The sequence below is a fragment of the Halomonas sp. G15 genome (assembly GCF_021282295.1).
In the GTDB taxonomy this organism is placed as follows: domain Bacteria; phylum Pseudomonadota; class Gammaproteobacteria; order Pseudomonadales; family Halomonadaceae; genus Halomonas; species Halomonas alimentaria.
Genome location: NZ_JAJSPA010000055.1, coordinates 1 through 16,881, shown reverse-complemented (window position 1 = coordinate 16,881; position 16,881 = coordinate 1). Strand labels below are relative to the sequence as shown.

Genomic DNA, 16,881 nt, shown 5'->3' with positions numbered 1-16,881 from the left:
CCACACGCGTTCACCCCGCCCCGCCCCGCCGCCCGAGAACCGCCTGACGGCCTTCCTCGGCGTGTTCCGCTACAGCCGCCGCGCAATGGTGCTGGTGTGGCAGACCTCGCGGGCGCTCACAGTGGGCCTGGCGATCGCCACCCTGGTGGCCGGGGTGCTGCCGGCGGTGGCCGCCTGGCTCGGCCAGCTGATCGTCGATGCCGTGGTCGCCGCCATGGAGCACCACGAGGCCACCGGTGAGGCCGACTGGTGGCCGGTGCTGCGCTACGTGCTGGCCGAGGCCGGCGTGATCGCCGGCATCGCCCTGGCCCAGCGGGCGCTCTCCGCCCAGCAGTCGCTGCTGCGTGCCCTGCTCGGCCAGAAGGTCAACGTGATGATCCTCGAGAAGGCCGGCACGTTGAGCCTCGCCCAGTTCGAGGATTCGGAGTTCTACGACAAGCTCACCCGAGCCCGCCGCGAGGCATCGGTGCGTCCCCTGGGGCTGGTCAACAAGACCTTCTCCCTGGCCCAGAACGCCATCTCGCTGATCAGCTTCGGGGTGCTGCTGGTGCAGTTCTCTCCCTGGGCGCCACTGGTGCTGGTGGTCGGCGCACTGCCGGTCTTCATCTCCGAGGCCAAGTTCTCCGGCGACGCCTTCCGGCTGTTCCGCTGGCGCTCACCCCAGACCCGCATGCAGATGTATCTGGAGACCGTGCTGGCCCGCGAGGACAGCATCAAGGAGGTCAAGCTGTTTGGCCTGGAACCGCTGCTGCTCGACCGCTACCGCAAGATCTTCGACACCCTCTACGCCGAGGATCGCCGACTCACGCTGCGTCGGGAGGGCTGGGGCTTCGTGCTCGGCCTGCTGGGTACCGTCGCCTTCTACGGCGCCTACGCCTGGGTGGTGGTGGAGACCATCACCGGCACCCTGAGCCTGGGCCAGATGACCATGTACCTGATGGTCTTCAAGCAGGGACAGGCGGCGCTTTCGGCGAGCCTGACCTCGATCAGCGGCATGTACGAGGACAACCTCTACCTCTCGAACCTCTACGAGTACCTGGAGCAGCCGGTGGCCCCGGAAGAGGGCAGCCTGACCGCGGGCACTCGTCCCGGCGACGGCATCCGCTTCGAGAACGTGGGCTTCACCTACCCCGGCGCCGAGACGCCTGCCCTCTCGGGCATCTCGCTGCACCTCAGACCCAGCGAGAGCCTGGCGCTGGTGGGCGCCAACGGCTCGGGCAAGACCACCCTGATCAAGCTGCTGACCCGGCTCTATGAGCCGAGCACGGGGCGCATCCTGCTCGACGGCAACGACCTGCGCGAGTGGGACGTCCAGGCGCTGCGCCGGCGCATCGGAGTGATCTTCCAGGACTTCGTGCGCTACCAGATGAAGGTCGGCGAGAACCTCGGCGCCGGTGACGTGGCCGCCTTCGAGGACGAGGCCCGCTGGCGCGAGGCGGCCCGCCGCGGCCTGGCCGACGACTTCATCGCCGAGATGCCGGGCGGCTACCACACCCAGCTGGGACGCTGGTTCAAGGGGGGCCAGGAGCTCTCCGGCGGCCAGTGGCAGAAGGTCGCCCTGTCGCGGGCCTATATGCGCGAGAGCGCCGATATCCTGGTCCTCGACGAGCCCACCGCGGCCATGGATGCCGCCGCCGAGGCGGCGGTCTATGCCGACTTCCGCGACCACAGCCAGGGCAAGATGACCATCCTGATCTCCCACCGCTTCTCCACGGTGCGCGCCGCCGACCAGATCCTGGTGATCGACGGCGGCGAGATCCTCGAGCAGGGCGACCATGCAAGCCTGATGGCCGCCAATGGCCGCTATGCGCGACTGTTCCGCCTCCAGGCCAAGGGCTATGAGTGACTACAGCGCCAAGGGGCGATCCAGGGCGCGAAGCAGGGCATCGTCGCGCTCGTAGATATCCGGACGGAAGACCATCTGCCCGCCGGAGTCCGGGTGAACCGTCCAGTAGTGCAGGATCACCGGCATCGTCTCGGCCAGGGGCACGTCGCGGGTGCGCCTGTCCGCCAGCAGGGCGCGGAGGTCATGACCGCTGCCGGTATCGTCGAACAGCAGCTGGGCGAACTCCAGCACCCCCTGCACGCGAATGCAGCCCGAGCTGAACGCCCGCTGTTCGCGGGCGAACAGTGACTGGGCCGGGGTGTCATGCAGGTAGACCAGGTGGTCGTTGGGGAAGCGCACCACTACCTGGCCCAGGGAGTTGCCGGGCCCGGCGGCCTGGCGAATCATCACGTTGCCCGGGTTCGACCAGTCGACCTGGCCGGGGCTGAGGCGCTGCCCCGAGGGCGACAGTACCTGCATGTTCTGGCGCGCCAGGTAGCCCGGATCGCGACGCACCTTGGGGATCACGTCCTCGCGCAGGATGGTCGGCGGCACCGTCCAGGTGGGGTTGACGGTGAGGTGGGTAATCTCCGAGCGGAGCGACGGCGTGCGCCGATAGGGCTGGCCCACCACGATGCGCGAGCGCCACACCTGGCCGTTGGGGCGGAAGTAGCTGAGCCGGTAGCCGGCGATATCCACCAGCACGAAGGCCTCGGGCAAGCCATGCATCAGCCAGCGGGCACGCTCCAGGTTGAGGCGGATCTGGTCGACGCGTTTGCCCACCGGCACATTGAGGGCCGCCCGGGTGCGGGGCCCGACGACACCATCCGTTTCCAGCAGGTGGCGGTCCTGGAAGCGCTTGACCGCCGCCTCCAGGTCGGCATCGAAACGCCGTGGATCCGGCGCCTCCAGGTCGGCCGCCGGCAGGATCGAGGGGTCCGCCGCCATCACCTCCAGTTCACCGACCCGGGCCAGGCGTTCGCGCAGGATGGCCACGTCGGGGTGCGTCTCGCCCAGGCGCAGGGTCGGCCCGCCCTCAGGCAGCATCGGCCAGCCGCCCAGACGCTGGATATGGCGATAGCGGGCCAGCCCCTGCCGCAGCCGCTGGTAGGGGGCATAGGCGGGGCGTACCGAATCGAGCAGCGCCGTGACCTCTCCCGCGTCCACCGCCCGCACGATCGCCCCCATGGGGGGCAGCTGCGCGTTGATGGGTACCTCCCAGTCGGCATCGATGCTGTTGGGGTCGACCTTGCCATGATGGAGATGGCGCAGCGCCGTGAGCAGGGCGCGGGTCGCCCGGGTATCGAAACGCCCCCTGGCCATGTCATCGCCGGCCTGGGCCTGGCGAAACTCTGCCAGCAGGCGATCGGCGCCGTAGTCAGCGGGTTCCAGGCCATCCTCGGCCAGTTTCTTCATCGCCTCGACCAGCGCCTCGACGCGTGACTCGCGGGTCCAGGCAGCCTGGAAATCACGTGCCGCATAGAACGCCTCGAGGGTTCCATTCTGCTGCTCGAGGGCCTGCTCCACCGCGCTCACGGAGCCTTCCTGCGCTGTCGGCTGCTGGGCCATGGCCATGCCGGACACCAGCATGATACCCAACGTCAACACGCCTATCGCGACAGATCGCCGCATGTTCGCCTCCAGTATCGTTTATTGCTAACTTGGCCATCCCGGCTCGTCCCTACATAATAGCGAGAAACCAGGAGACACATGCGATGCTGCGATCGATCCTTCCCGCCTGGCTGCTCTGTGCGGCCGGCCTGATACCGGGCGCCTCTGCCCTCGCCGACACGACCCTCGCCCAGGCCCTGCACCCCAGGGTACTGGAAGGCGAGCGCCTGGAGCAGACCCTGACACGCCTGGCACCGGATGCCAGCCGCGAGGTACTCAAGCTGGCCGCCAGCGCCCTCTCATGCGCCGACCCCGACGCCGAGCGACTGGCGGTGATCGACTACTCGCTGCCCTCCAGCGAGCCGCGCCTGTGGGTTTTCGACCTGCAGCGCAAGGCCCTGCTCTTCGAGGAGCTTGTCTCCCACGGCCGCGGCTCGGGCGATGCCCTGGCCTCGCGCTTCTCGAACACCCCGGAAAGCCACCAGTCTAGCCTGGGACTGTTCCGCACCATGAACACCTACTATGGACGCAACGGCTATTCGCTGCGCCTCGAGGGCCTCGAGCCGGGCGTCAACCACCTGGCCTACGAACGCGCCATCGTGATGCACGGCGCCGACTACGTCAGCGAATCGTTCATCGAGCAGACCGGCCGCCTGGGCCGCAGCCTGGGCTGCCCGGCGGTACGCCAGGAGGTCACCTACCCGCTGATCGACAGCCTCAAGGAGGAGCAGTACCTGTTCGCCTACTACCCCGACCCCGAGTGGCTGGCGAGCTCCGCCTACCTCGACTGCGACCGCGACCAGGGCCAGCAGCTCGCCATGCAGTAGCCATCGCTTTCCCTCGACGGTGAGAAGCTGCCATGATGCGTCGCAGCACCATGGCCTGACGACCGAACGAGGGTAAGCATGAGCGAGACCAAGCGGATCGACCTGGCGCTGCAGGGTGGCGGCGCCCACGGCGCCTTCACCTGGGGTGTGATGGACCGCCTGCTGGAGGAGGGGCGCCTCGAGATCGAGGGGATCAGCGGCACCAGCGCAGGCGCCATGAACGGCGTGGTGATGGCCGACGCCCTGACCCGCGGCGACCGCGACACCGCCCGTCAGGCCCTGCACGACTTCTGGGCTGCGGTGAGCCGCGCCGGCATGGCCAGCCCCATCCGGCGAACGCCGCTGGACATGCTCACCGGCAACTGGAGCCTGGACCACTCCCCCGGCTACGTGGCCATGGACCTGATGAGCCGGCTGGTCTCCCCCTACCAGTTCAACCCCTTCGACCTCAATCCGCTGCGCGATATCGTCGCCGAGCGGGTCGACTTCGAGCGGGTGCGCCGCTGCCCCGACCTCAAGCTCTTCGTCACCGCCACCAACGTGCGCAGCGGCAAGCAGCGGGTTTTCGCCAGGGAGGAGATGAGCGTCGACGCGGTGATGGCCTCGGCCTGCCTGCCCACGGTGTTCCATGCCGTGGAGATCGACGGCGAGGCCTACTGGGACGGCGGCTACACCGGCAACCCGGCGCTGATGCCGCTGATGGAGCACTGCGGCTCCCGCGACATTGTCATCGTGCAGATCAACCCCATCTACCGCGACGAGGTGCCCACCAGCGCCGCGGGGATCATGAACCGCCTCAACGAGATCACCTTCAATGCCTCGCTGATCAAGGAGGTGCGCATGATCGCCATGCTCCAGCGCCTGCTGGGCGACCATGGCGTCGACATCGGCTGCTACGCCGGCGCCCTGTTTCACCGTATCAGCGGCGATGAGGCCCTCGCCGAACTCTCCGTGTCGAGCAAGATGAACGCCGAGTGGCCCTTCCTCTGCCACCTGCGCGACGCGGGCCGGCGCACCGCCAAGGCGTGGCTGGCCGAACACTTCGCGGACCTGGGCAACCGCTCCACCCTGGACGTCGAACAAGTCTATCGCCACGCGGAGTGAGCCCGGCTGCATTGCCCCTTCTGCGTTGACCCTGCATCGACCACTCGCCTTGCCACGCCTCGCGGCGCCGACCATGCTCGGAGACAGCGGGGCACCCAGTTCCCCGCCGCTTGTCCAAGGCCACAGGAGGAGTTACCAGCGCTACTGACGCCGTCAGGCCGCTGTCACCTTCCTGACATCGTGCGCTGACAGTGTCGAAAGGAGGGCGTCACATGACGCCTGTCTCGCGACAATCAGGAGAGCTGCGCCGATGGTACGCATCGACAAGAAGGCCACCCGGCTGTACGTGCTGGACACCAACGTGCTGCTGCACGACCCCGCCGCCCTCTACCAGTTCGACGAGCACGAGGTGGTCATCCCCATGACCGTGCTCGAGGAGCTCGACAAGCACAAGAACGGCATCCGCGAGATCGCCCGCACCGCCCGCCAGGTCAGCCGCACCCTGTCCGACCTTACCGCCGACGTCGGCCTCGAGCAGATCCGCGACGGCATCCCCATCCGGCGCCTGAGCGGCCCCGAGGGCCGTCTGCGCCTGCTCTGCTACCCCGACCTCGCCACACTGGAGCCACTGGACGACACCCCCGACAACCGCATCCTCGCCGAGACCTGCCGCCTGCGCCGCGAACGAGCCGACGCCTCGGTGATCCTGATCACCAAGGACATCAACCTGCGCGTCAAGGCCGCCGCCCTGGGTGTGCCGGTAGAGGACTATCTCACCGACCGCGCCTTCGACGACAGCGACGCCATGCTGGAGGGGGTGCGGGTCTACCCGGATGCCGGCAGCGAGCTGTGGAATGGCCTCGCCCTGGACGTCAGGGTCGAGCGTGACCACCAGCGCGTGACCTATCACCTGACAGGCGAGATCCCCGCTGACTGGCATCCCGGCATGCTGGTCGCCGACGGCGATGCCAGCTTCGAGGCCGTCGTGCGCGAGGTGAGTGATCGACGCGCACGCCTGGAGCTGATCAGCAACTATCGTCACGGCGCCAGCGTGTGGGGGGTACACGCCAGCGACTGCCACCAGAACTTCGCCTTCAACCTGCTGATGGATGACGATATCGACCTGGTCACCATTGCCGGCAGCGCCGGCACCGGCAAGACCTTCATGACCCTCGCGGCAGCCTTCCAGCAGACCCTGGACAGCAAGCGGTTCGAGCGTATCGTCTTTACCCGGGCACCGATCTCCATGAGCGAGGATATCGGCTTCCTGCCGGGTACCGAGGAGGAGAAGATGTCGCCCTGGATGGGCGCATTCCACGACAACATGGACAACCTGCTGCGCAACGAGGACGGCGAGTCCAGCTGGGATAACGGCGCCACCCGCCAGCTGCTCGGCGCCCGGGTCCAGATCCGCGCCCCCGGCTTCATGCGCGGGCGGACCTTGAACGACACCTTCCTGATCATCGACGAGGCGCAGAACTTCACGCCCAAGCAGCTCAAGTCGCTGGTCACCCGGGCAGGCCGCAATACCAAGATCGTCTGCCTGGGCAACGTGGGGCAGATCGACACCCCCTACCTCACCGCCAACACCTGCGGTATGGCGGCACTGGTGCAGCGCTTCCGCGACTGGCCCCACGCCGGCCACGTCACCCTCAAGAGCGTGGAGCGCTCGCGCCTGGCGCTGGCCGGTGAGGAGCTGCTGTAGCCGAGGGCAGCTGCCGAAAACGCGGAAGGCCGGCGCCATCGGCGCCGGCCTTCCTGCTGGGGAATCGCGGCTGACGCCACTCAGCCGTGGCGGTTGACCGCGGCCTCGATCAGCGCTTCGCTCTCGCTGCCGGGTCCCTGGCGGAGTACCGTCTGGGCCTCGTGCCACAGGCAGATCCTCTTGCCGCAGGAAGCGCAGTGCACCGCGTCGTCGGGATTCTTCACCTGGGAGACCCGCATCAGGTGGCTGCCGCAACCCGGGCAGGCCACCGGCAGGCGAAAGTCTTCGGAGAGTCCGGACATGCTGATGTGCTCCTTGTCCTTGGGGTCAACCTGGGATCAGGTCTCACTGATCGTGACGGGGTGCGACGTTGATTTCCAGCCCCCCTCCTCACGGAGCCCCGGGATCCTGGATGAGTGCCTCGGGGCCGCAGATCCGGTTGCGCCCGCTGCGCTTGGCGCGATAGAGCGCGCGATCCGCCTGGGCGAGACCCGACTCCAGTGAGCCCTCGCCCCCGAGTACCGCAAGCCCCAGGCTGACAGTGAAGCGCACCACCTCTCCCTCCGACTCCAGTTCGATGGCGGCAACCGCCTGCCGCAGACGCTCCAGCACGCTCCAGGCTTCCTCGGGACGGCTGTCCACCAGCACCACCACGAACTCCTCACCACCGATGCGCGCGAAGAGGTCGTAGGGGCGCAGTGATTCACGACAGGTCGTGGCAAAGGCCTGCAGGGCCAGGTCGCCCACGGCATGGCCGTAGGTATCGTTCAAGGCCTTGAAATGGTCGAGGTCGAGCATGGCAAGGGACAGCGACTCGCCGTGGCGGGCCGCGCGGGCCAGGGCCGCCTCGCCCTGCTCGAGGAAGGCACGACGGTTGAGGGCCCCGGTCAGCATGTCGGTCCCCACCAGCCGCTGCACCCGCTGCTCGACCTGCTTGCGCTCATCGATGTCGATAAGCAGCCCATCCCACATCAGGTCACCCTGGCCGCGTGCCAGGGGCGTGGCACGCGCCTCGATCCAGCGCATTCCCTCGGGCAGCGAGAGCCGAAACTCCAGCTGCCAGGGGGCAAGGGATACCGCGGACTGGGCCAGGCTGGCCTCGAAGCGCTGCCGGTCGTCTCGGGCCAGCCGGCCGAGCAGGGCCTCGGGGTCATCCATGCACTGCTCCGGCGCCAATCCGAAGAGCGAGCGCAGGGCCTCGCTGAGATAGAGGAACTCGAGCTGTCCATTGCCGCCCTGCCGGAGCCGGAACAGTGCGCTGGGGACCCGCGAGACGGTACTCTCCAGACGCCCCAGCAGCTGGCGGTCGCGCAGCTCACGTTCGCGCATGCCGGTCACGTCATACTGCATCACCAGCAGCCGCAGCGGCCCCTCGTCACGCACCAGCGGCTGGATCATGGTGGTCTGATGGCGCAGGGAGCCATCGGCACGTCGGCACAGCAACAGGCCCTGCCAGGGCCGCAGGGTCGTCACGCACTGCTCCAGTGCCCGGGCGAAGTCGCCGTGCAGCGGATCGATGTCTAGAGTCACGGCACGCCGGCCCAGCAGTTGCTCGGGCGGATGGCCGGCGAAACGTTCGAAGGCGGGATTGACCCGACGCACCACACCCTGATCGTCCAGCAGCATCACGGCGCCGGGGTAGTGCTCGAGCAGCAACGCGTCGAGGCCTGGCTCTCCTGCCGCCCCGCCACGCCACCAGCGTTGCCATCTCTCCCTGAATGCTGCCATCTCCTCACTCCGAGGTTCCCTGTGCAGTAGGCGGGCCTCTCCGGACCCTTATGTCACCCTACCCCAGTTCGCCCCGGGGCACACCCCTCGAAGGGATAACGCACTCGGGCTATCGCACGGGATGACCGACACCGGGAATGGCTAGAGTCCCAGCCGGCCGGCCACGTAGTCCGCATCCTTGTCGCCACGGCCCGAGAGGTTTACCAGGATATGCTGGTCGGAAGGCAGCTTCGGCGCCTCGCGCATCGCCCAGGCCACGGCATGGGCACTCTCCAGCGCCGGGATGATGCCCTCGACACGGGAGAGGGTCAGGAAGGCCTCCAGACACTCGTCGTCGCTGGCGCTCTGGTAGTCCACCCGCCCCAGCTCCTTCAGGTAACTGTGCTGGGGCCCCACACCCGGGTAGTCGAGGCCCGAGGCGATGGAGTGGACCGGCATGGGGTTGCCCTCTTCGTCCTCCAGCACGTAGCAGGCCATGCCGTGGAGCTCGCCGGGCTTGCCGAGAGTCAGGGTCGCGGAGTGACGCTGGGTGTCGAGGCCCTCGCCGGCGGGCTCGACGCCCACCAGGTGCACGCCCTCGTCCTCGAGGAAGGCAGTGAACATGCCCATGGCATTCGAGCCGCCACCCACGCAGGCGGTGACATGGTCCGGCAGGCGGCCGTGCCGCGCCTGGAACTGCTCTCGCGCCTCGCGGCCGATGATCGACTGGAAGTCACGCACCATCTTCGGGAAGGGGTGCGGCCCCACCACCGAGCCGATGGCGTAGATGAAGTGCTGCGGATCCTTGAGATACTCCTCGAAGGCGCTGTCCACGGCATCCTTGAGGGTCGCCGTGCCGCGCGTCACCGGGATCAGGGTGGCTCCCAGGATCTTCATCTTGGTGACGTTGGGATGCTCCTTCTCGATATCCACCTGCCCCATATGGATCTCGCAGGGGATGCCCACCAGCGCGCAGGCGGTGGCCAGGGCAACGCCGTGCTGGCCGGCGCCGGTCTCGGCGATCACCTTGGTCTTGCCCATGAACTTGGCGAGCAGTGCCTCGCCCAGGCAGTGATTGATCTTGTGGGCGCCGGTGTGGTTCAGGTCCTCGCGCTTGAGGTGGATCTGGGCCCCGCCCAGCTTCTCGGAGAGCCGCCGGGCATGGAAGATCGGGCTGGGACGCCCCACGTAATCCGCGAACAGCTCGGCCAGCTCCTGCCGGAAATCATCGCGGACGCGGATCTCCTCGTAGGCGGCGTCGATCTCGTCCATCACCGCCTTGAGTTCGGGAGGGATCAGCTGGCCACCGAAGCTGCCGAAGTAGCCCTGGGCATCGGGGAGGTTGGCATAGGGGGAAGCGCTCATGGTATCGATCCTGCAGGCATGGAAATCGTGGAAGATATCCTGCCCGCAGGTGGCATGGCTGTCGAGGCGACCTTCGGCGACGCCCGTGGAGATCCTTACCGGCGCCTCAGCGCCCCAGGCACTTGTCCAGCCAGTGGCCGATGTCCGCCACCTGCTGGGGGCAGACCGCATGTGCCATGGGGTACTGGCGATAGTGGGCCGGGTAGCCCAGGCGCTTGACCGTCTCGAAGCCCGCCTTGCCCAGCGCCTCGGGTACCACCGGGTCGAAGCTGCCGTGGTGGACCTCGATGGGCAGCTCGCGGTTGGCCTCGGCCAGCTCGATGCTCTCGGCGGTGGCGAAGTAGGTGGAGAGCGCCAGCAGGCCGCCCAGGGGCTGGCCGAAGGAGAGTGCGGCCTGGTAGGCCACCGCACCGCCCTGGGAGAAGCCGGCCAGGATGATGCGGCGACTGTCGATGCCGAGACCGATCTGCTCGCGTACCAGCGCCTGGATGCGCTGGGCCGAGGCCAGCAGCTGCGCCTCGTCGACACGACGGTCGAGGCTCATCTCCTTGATGTCATACCAGGCGGGCATCACCATGCCGCCGTTGATGGTCACCGGCAGGCGCGGCGCATGGGGCAGGATGAAGCGCACGCTGGCATCGCCCGGCAGCGACAGGGCCGGTATCAGCGGCTCGAAGTCGCGACCATCGGCGCCCAGGCCATGGAGGATGAATACGCAGGCGTCGGCGGGCTTGTTGCCCTTGGGGTCGATGATCAGCTCACCGGGTTCGCTCATGGGAATTCGTCTCCAGCGGGGAAAGGGCATCACCCTAGCGCAATGCGCCGAGGCTGGCCATCGGGGCCAGGGGCCCAGACAGCAGAAAGGCCCGCCGAGGCGAGCCTTTCATCGACTGCAGGGCAGTCACATCATGATCGATCGACGTTCAGTCGATGAGCTTGATGTTGGAGGCCTGGAGGCCCTTCTTGCCCTGAGTGACCTCGAAGGAGACCTTCTGGCCGTCCTGCAGGGTCTTGAAGCCGTCGGCCTGGATCTCGGAGAAGTGCGCGAACAGGTCGTCGCCGTTGTCGTCCGGAGAGATGAAGCCGTAGCCCTTGGTGTCATTGAACCACTTGACGGTACCGGTAGCCATTATCGAATTCCTCTAATAGCGTTTTGATTTTGCCGGGTAATACCCGAGTTGCAGTGGGTAAAACAAGAAACGTTCCCGGGAAAATCGAGGCGCTAGAGCGTTCGATGCCTACCTGGGGTGTTACGACTTGCTAACCAACTGCGCGCAGCATGCGCCCTCGGCGGGCGCACGTCAAACACTATTTGCCTCGCGTGACCGGAAAGTGACACCGTTCACTCCCCGGCCAGGATCCAGCGCGCCGCCTTCTCGGCGATCATCAGCGTCGGCGAGTTGGTATTGCCGCTGGTGATGGTGGGCATCACGCTGGCATCCACCACCCGCAGCCCCGTAACGCCGCGCACCCGCAGGTGGGGATCCACCACCGCCATGGGATCGTCGTCGCGCCCCATCCTGGCCGTGCCCACGGGGTGGAAGATCGTGGTGCCGATATCACCGGCCAGCCGCGCCAGATCGTCGTCGCTCTGGTACTCGGGCCCCGGCTTGAACTCCTCGGGGGAGTACCTGGCGAAGGCCGGCTGTGAGGCGATCCGCCGGGTGACGCGCAGCGAATCCGCTGCCACCTTGCGATCCTCGGGTGTGCTCAGGTAGTTGGGCGCGATGGCCGGCGCCTGGCGCGGGTCGGCACTCTTGATGCGCACCGAGCCGCGGCTGGTGGGGTTGAGGTTGCAGACGCTGGCGGTGATCGCCGGGAAGTCATGCAGGGGCTGCCCGAACGCCGGGAGACTCAGCGGCTGCACGTGATACTCGATGTTGGGATGGGCGAACTCGTCGCTGCTGCGGGTGAAGGCGCACAGCTGGGAGGGCGCCATACTCATGGGGCCGGAGCGCTTGAGCAGATACTCCAGACCAATCATCGCCTTGCCCACCAGGGAGTTGGCCATGGTGTTCAGCGTCTTGGCCCCCTTGACCTTGTAGACCGAGCGGATCTGCAGGTGGTCCTGCAGGTTCTCGCCCACCCCGGGCAGGTCCACTACCAGGGGAATCTCGTGCTCGGCCAGCAATCCGGCCGGGCCGATGCCCGAGAGCTGCAGCAGCTGGGGCGAGCCGATCGCCCCGGCGGCCAGGATCACCTCGCGCCCGGCGCGAGCCAGCGACTCCTTTCCGTCGCGCAGCACACGCACCCCACTCGCCCTGGGCTCGCCGCGCTCGCCGGCGATCTCCAGCCCCAGCACCTGGGTGGAGTGCCACAGGGTCAGGTTGTCACGCTTCTCGGCTCCACGCAGGAAGGCCTTGGAAGTGTTCCAGCGCCAGCCCGAGCGCTGGTTGACCTCGAAGTAGTCGACCCCCTCGTTGTCGCCGCGATTGAAGTCCCGCGTGCGCGGGATGCCGGCCTCCACGGCCGCGGTGGCGAAGTCGTCGAGCACCTGCCACTTGAGGCGCTGTTTCTCCACCCGCCACTCGCCACCGTGGCCATGGAAGGCGGCGTGCTCGGGGTCGGCATCACCGTCCTCATCCAGGCGATGATGGTCCTCGTGGCGCATGAAGTCCGCCAGGCAGTTCTCCCAGCGCCATTCGGGCTCCCCGGTGAACTCGGCCCAGCCGTCATAGTCGCGGGCCTGGCCGCGCAGGTAGAGCATGCCATTGATGCTTGAACAGCCGCCCAGGGTCTTGCCCCGCGGGTAGATCAGCGAGCGGCCGTTGAGGCCGTCGTCCGGCTCGGTGCGAAACCGCCAGTCGGTACGCGGGTTGTCGATGCAGTAGAGGTAGCCCACCGGGATATGGATCCAGTGGTAGTTGTCGCGGCCGCCCGCCTCGATCAGCAGCACCCGGTTGGCCGGGTCGGCGCTCAAGCGGTTGGCCAGCAGGCAGCCGGCAGTGCCGGCCCCCACCACGATATAGTCGAATTCCTGTTCCGCCATGGCGTGCTCTCACGTCGCATTCGGCGAGAGGCGAAAACGGCGCCTCTCGCCTGGGCATTGGGTGGCCGGACCTACTTATGGGTCGGCATGGCGAACTCGGCGCCGGCATCGATGGAGTCGGACCAGCGCTGCATGATCGACTTCTGCTTGGTGTAGAAGCGTACGCCCTCCTCGCCGTAGGCATGGGTGTCGCCGAACAGCGAGCGCTTCCAGCCGCCGAAGCCGTGCCAGGCCATGGGCACCGGGATCGGCACATTGATACCCACCATGCCCACCTGGATGCGCCGCCCGAACTCGCGGGCCACGCTGCCGCTCTCGGTGAAGCAGCTCACGCCGTTGCCGAACTCGTGGGCGTTGATCAGCTCGATGGCGGTGGCCACATCCGGCACCCGCACGCAGACCAGCACCGGACCGAAGATCTCCTCCCGGTAGATGGTCATCTCCGGGGTGACGTGGTCGAACAGAGTGCCACCCATCCAGAAGCCGTCGGCGCACCCTTCACCGGTAGCCGAGGTGTCGAACTCGCGGCCGTCGACCACCAACTCGGCGCCCTCCTCCACCCCCTTGGCGATGTAACCGGTGATGCGCTCGTGGGCCTGGCGAGTGACGATGGGGCCCATCTCGGCATCCAGCTGCATGCCACCCTTCACCTTGAGTGCACGTGCTCGCTCGGCCAGGCGCGGCACCAGCTCATCGCCCACGTCGCCCACCAGCACCGCCACGCTGATCGCCATGCAGCGCTCGCCGGCGGAGCCATAGGCCGCGCCGATCAGCGCATCCACCGCCTTGTCGAAGTTGGCGTCGGGCATCACCACCATATGGTTCTTGGCCCCGCCCAGGGCCTGGACGCGCTTGCCATGGCGCGCGCCACGCTCGTAGATCAGGTTGGCGATGGGTGTGGAGCCGACGAAGGAGAGCGCACGCACCTCGGGGTGGTCGATCAGCGCTTCCACGCTCTCCTTGTCCCCCTGCACCACGTTGAACACGCCATCCGGCAGCCCGGCCTGCTTGAGCAGGTCGGCGATCATCAGCGAGGCGCTGGGGTCGAGCGGGCTCGGCTTGAGGATGAAGCTGTTGCCGGTGGCGATGGCGACCGGGAACATCCACATCGGCACCATGGCCGGGAAGTTGAACGGGGTGATGCCGGCCACCACGCCCAGCGGCTGGCGCATGGTCCAGTTGTCGATGCCGCTGCTCACCTGCTCGGTGTAGTCGCCTTTGAGTAGCTGCGGGATACCGCAGGCGAACTCGACGATATCGATGCCCCGGGCCACCTCGCCCTGGGCGTCGGTGAACACCTTGCCGTGCTCCCGGGTGATCGCCTCGGCCAGGGCGTCCTTGTTGGCGTTGAGCAACTCGAGGAACTTGAACAGCACCCGTGCACGGCGGATCGGCGGGGTATCGGCCCAGGCCGGAAAGGCGGCCGCGGCGGCGGCCACCGCGCCATCGACATCGGCGGCGCTGGCCAGGGCCACCTGGCCGGTGACCTCGCCGGTGGCGGGGTTGGTGACCGGCTGGGTGCGGCCGGACTCGCCGCCTGAAATTCGGCCGTTGATATAATGCTGGATGCTGACTGTGCTCATGTCTCGCCTCGTCTTGTCGTGCGGGTATCCCCGGGGGATGGGACAGGGAGCCCGTATCAAGGGGATGCAACCCTTCCAGACTAGCGCGCCACCGGCCGGGATCAATTGAGAAATCCAAAAGCACAGTATAAGTTTTACTGATATCACTCGAGCCGGAGCAGCCCATGGTGGACCTCCAGACCCTGCGCGCCTTCGTCAGCGTGGCCCGCGAGGGCAGCGTCTCCCGCGCCGCCGAGCGTTTGCACCTGACCCAGCCAGCAATCAGCCTCAAGCTCAAGCAGCTCCAGCAGGAGATGGGGCTGGCCCTGTTTCGCCGCCGCCCCCAGGGGCTTGCCCTCACCGAGGATGGCGAGGCGCTGCTGCCCGCCGCCGAGAAGGCGCTGGCCACTGCGGCTGCCTTCGAGCAGCAGGCCCGGGCGTTGCACAGCACCCTGCGCGGGCGACTGCGCATCGGCACCATCGTCGACCCCGAGTTCATCCGCCTGGGGGCCTTCCTGCACCGGCTGGTGGAGCGCGCCCCGCAGCTGGAGACCGAACTGCACCACGGCATGAGCGGCAGCGTGCTGACACGCCTGGGCCGCGACGAACTCGATGTCGGCTTCTACCTGGCGCCGCCGGGCGAGGGGCCCGGTGAGCAGGCCGACACCATCGCCCACCGCGAGCTGACCCACTTCGACTATCGCGTGATCGCCCCGGCGGGCTGGGGCAGTCGCCTGGACGGGGCGGACTGGGTCCGGCTGGCCGGCCTGCCGTGGATCGTCACACCGCCCGACTCGGTGCATCACCGCCTGCTGGCGGGAGCACTTGCCCCCCTGGGGCTCACGCCGCGTGGGGTGGCGCGGGTCGACCAGGAAGCGTGCATGCTCGACCTGGTGCGCGCCGGTGTGGGGTTGAGCCTGGCGCGGGACACCCTGGCCATGACCGAGCGCCAGGAGCGCGGCCTGGCGCTTGCCGAGGGGGTCAACCTGCCCTGCGCGCTCTGCTTCCTGTGGCCCCGGGGGCGCGAGGAGGAGCCGGTGATCGCCGAGGCCCTCTCGGCCCTGGAGGCGGTCTGGGGACGTCCCGGCGCCTGAAGGCGACTTCGACATCACGCCGGCGGCGGCGCATCATGGACACTTTTCCGTCTAACGATCTCCACGACCCTACCCATGAGCCACGACACCACCCAACTGAATCGCCAGCGCAACCACTTCGCCGGCCACGATGCCATCTGGCTGTTCGGCTACGGCTCGCTGATCTGGAAGGCCGACTTTCCTTATATCGAACGCCGCCCGGCGCATATCCACGGCTGGGTGCGGCGCTTCTGGCAGGGCTCCCACGACCATCGCGGCACCCCGGAGGCCCCCGGTCGGGTCGTCACCCTGGTACGCGAGCCCGGAGCGGTCTGCCACGGCATGGCCTACCGCATCACCCCCGAGGTGCTGGCGCCGCTGGATGTGCGCGAGAAGAACGGCTATCTGCGCGAGGTGACCACCCTGTGCTTCGACGATGCCGCCGGCGGCCATGCCGAGGGGCTGGTCTACCTGGCCGGCGCCGACAACGCCGCCTACCTCGGCGATGCGCCGCTGGACACCATCGCCGCGCAGATCGCTACCGCCCACGGCCCCAGCGGTCCCAATCGCGACTACCTGGTCAACCTGGCGGCAGCGCTGCGCGCCCTCGACGTCGAGGATGACCACGTCTTCGCCCTGACCGCGCGGCTGCCCGGGGAGCGCGACTGATGGAAGCGCTTGCGGCCTGGCAGTATCTGGCGATCGCCCTGATCTTCGTGTGGAGCGGCTTCGTGCGCACCAGCCTGGGGTTCGGCGGGGCGGTGCTGTCGCTGCCCTTCCTGCTGCTGGTGCTCGACCAGCCGCTGGTGTTCCTGCCGATCATCGCCATCCAGCTGCTGATCTTCTCCAGCTGGATCGCCTGGAACGGCCATCGCCAGCTGGTGGCCGAGAATGGCGGCCGCCCGCCAGCCGAAGGCAACATCGACTGGGCCTACCTGTGGCGGGCCATGAAGGTGATGATCGTACCCAAGCTGATCGGGGTGGTGGGCCTGCTGACCCTGCCCGGCCACGTGATGACCAAAAAGCGCGGCATGCCCCGTACTTCTAGTTACATATAGCACATGAAAGTGTGTAATTTTTGATAAGAAGCCGCCTCCAGGCGGCTTTTTCTTGATACTACCTCTGTGAGGTGTATAGTGTAATTAGTGTATTTTATGTAGAGGTGGGCATGAC

General features: G+C 67.5%; 14 protein-coding genes and 1 pseudogene. 7 read left to right on the top strand and 8 right to left on the bottom strand.

From position 1 onward, the window contains the following. The first annotated feature begins 43 nt into the window (after nt 1-43). Nucleotides 44-1,846: an ABC transporter ATP-binding protein gene (locus LWH48_RS16985; RefSeq protein WP_232913499.1), complete on the top strand. Its 1,803-nt coding sequence runs from the start codon at nt 44-46 to the stop codon at nt 1,844-1,846. Here the strand turns inward: LWH48_RS16985 and LWH48_RS16980 are convergent, their stop codons facing one another. Next, nucleotides 1,847-3,457, bottom strand: coding sequence for a L,D-transpeptidase family protein (locus tag LWH48_RS16980; protein ID WP_232913498.1), 1,611 nt, complete (start codon nt 3,455-3,457; stop codon nt 1,847-1,849). Nucleotides 3,458-3,540: 83 nt separating this feature from the next. On the opposite strand from LWH48_RS16980, the gene LWH48_RS16975 reads away from it, so the two are divergent. From LWH48_RS16975 to LWH48_RS16965, 3 genes are all read left to right on the top strand, one after another. After that, the gene (locus tag LWH48_RS16975; protein ID WP_161431392.1) at nt 3,541-4,263 is read left to right on the top strand and encodes a murein L,D-transpeptidase catalytic domain family protein; all 723 of its coding nucleotides are present in this window, start codon (nt 3,541-3,543) and stop codon (nt 4,261-4,263) included. A gap of 78 nt (nt 4,264-4,341) precedes the next feature. Beyond that, nucleotides 4,342-5,367, top strand: coding sequence for a patatin-like phospholipase family protein (locus tag LWH48_RS16970; protein WP_232913497.1), 1,026 nt, complete (start codon nt 4,342-4,344; stop codon nt 5,365-5,367). A gap of 250 nt (nt 5,368-5,617) precedes the next feature. Further along, complete coding sequence (locus LWH48_RS16965) at nt 5,618-7,012, top strand: PhoH family protein (RefSeq protein ID WP_232913496.1); 1,395 nt, start codon at nt 5,618-5,620, stop codon at nt 7,010-7,012. A gap of 80 nt (nt 7,013-7,092) precedes the next feature. On the opposite strand, the gene LWH48_RS16960 is transcribed toward LWH48_RS16965, so the two are convergent. The 7 genes from LWH48_RS16960 to LWH48_RS16930 form a co-directional block, all read right to left on the bottom strand. Continuing rightward, on the bottom strand, nt 7,093-7,314 hold the full coding sequence (locus tag LWH48_RS16960) for a hypothetical protein (RefSeq protein WP_232913495.1): 222 nt from the start codon (nt 7,312-7,314) through the stop codon (nt 7,093-7,095). An 88-nt stretch (nt 7,315-7,402) separates the two neighbouring features. Next, the gene (locus LWH48_RS16955) at nt 7,403-8,740 is read right to left on the bottom strand and encodes a sensor domain-containing diguanylate cyclase (protein WP_232913494.1); all 1,338 of its coding nucleotides are present in this window, start codon (nt 8,738-8,740) and stop codon (nt 7,403-7,405) included. Nucleotides 8,741-8,881: 141 nt separating this feature from the next. Further along, entirely contained in the window at nt 8,882-10,084 is a 1,203-nt protein-coding gene (gene trpB / locus LWH48_RS16950) for a tryptophan synthase subunit beta (RefSeq protein WP_232913493.1), read from the bottom strand. A 106-nt stretch (nt 10,085-10,190) separates the two neighbouring features. Continuing rightward, nucleotides 10,191-10,859 carry an alpha/beta hydrolase gene (locus tag LWH48_RS16945; RefSeq protein ID WP_232913492.1) on the bottom strand — a complete coding sequence of 223 codons (669 nt, stop codon included), beginning with the start codon at nt 10,857-10,859 and terminating at the stop codon, nt 10,191-10,193. Between the two features lie 148 nt (nt 10,860-11,007). Next, on the bottom strand, nt 11,008-11,214 hold the full coding sequence (locus tag LWH48_RS16940; protein ID WP_213312394.1) for a cold-shock protein: 207 nt from the start codon (nt 11,212-11,214) through the stop codon (nt 11,008-11,010). Between the two features lie 212 nt (nt 11,215-11,426). Then, nucleotides 11,427-13,073 (bottom strand): GMC family oxidoreductase, encoded by a 1,647-nt coding sequence (locus LWH48_RS16935; protein WP_161431384.1) that lies wholly within the window; start codon nt 13,071-13,073, stop codon nt 11,427-11,429. A 71-nt stretch (nt 13,074-13,144) separates the two neighbouring features. Continuing rightward, a complete protein-coding gene (locus LWH48_RS16930; RefSeq protein WP_232913491.1) occupies nt 13,145-14,656 on the bottom strand; it encodes a CoA-acylating methylmalonate-semialdehyde dehydrogenase in 1,512 nt (503 codons plus the stop codon). 164 nt (nt 14,657-14,820) lie between these two features. Between LWH48_RS16930 and LWH48_RS16925 the strand changes: the two genes are divergently transcribed. From LWH48_RS16925 to LWH48_RS16915, 3 genes and pseudogenes are all read left to right on the top strand, one after another. Continuing rightward, nucleotides 14,821-15,729, top strand: a complete 909-nt coding sequence (locus tag LWH48_RS16925) for a LysR family transcriptional regulator (RefSeq protein ID WP_232913490.1) — start codon at nt 14,821-14,823, stop codon at nt 15,727-15,729. Between the two features lie 75 nt (nt 15,730-15,804). Beyond that, on the top strand, nt 15,805-16,377 hold the full coding sequence (locus LWH48_RS16920; protein WP_161431381.1) for a gamma-glutamylcyclotransferase: 573 nt from the start codon (nt 15,805-15,807) through the stop codon (nt 16,375-16,377). Then, nucleotides 16,377-16,727, top strand: a pseudogene (locus LWH48_RS16915) (sulfite exporter TauE/SafE family protein); the annotation flags it as partial. The gene LWH48_RS16920 and the pseudogene LWH48_RS16915, both read left to right, overlap by 1 nt. Between the last annotated feature and the right edge of the window lie 154 nt (nt 16,728-16,881).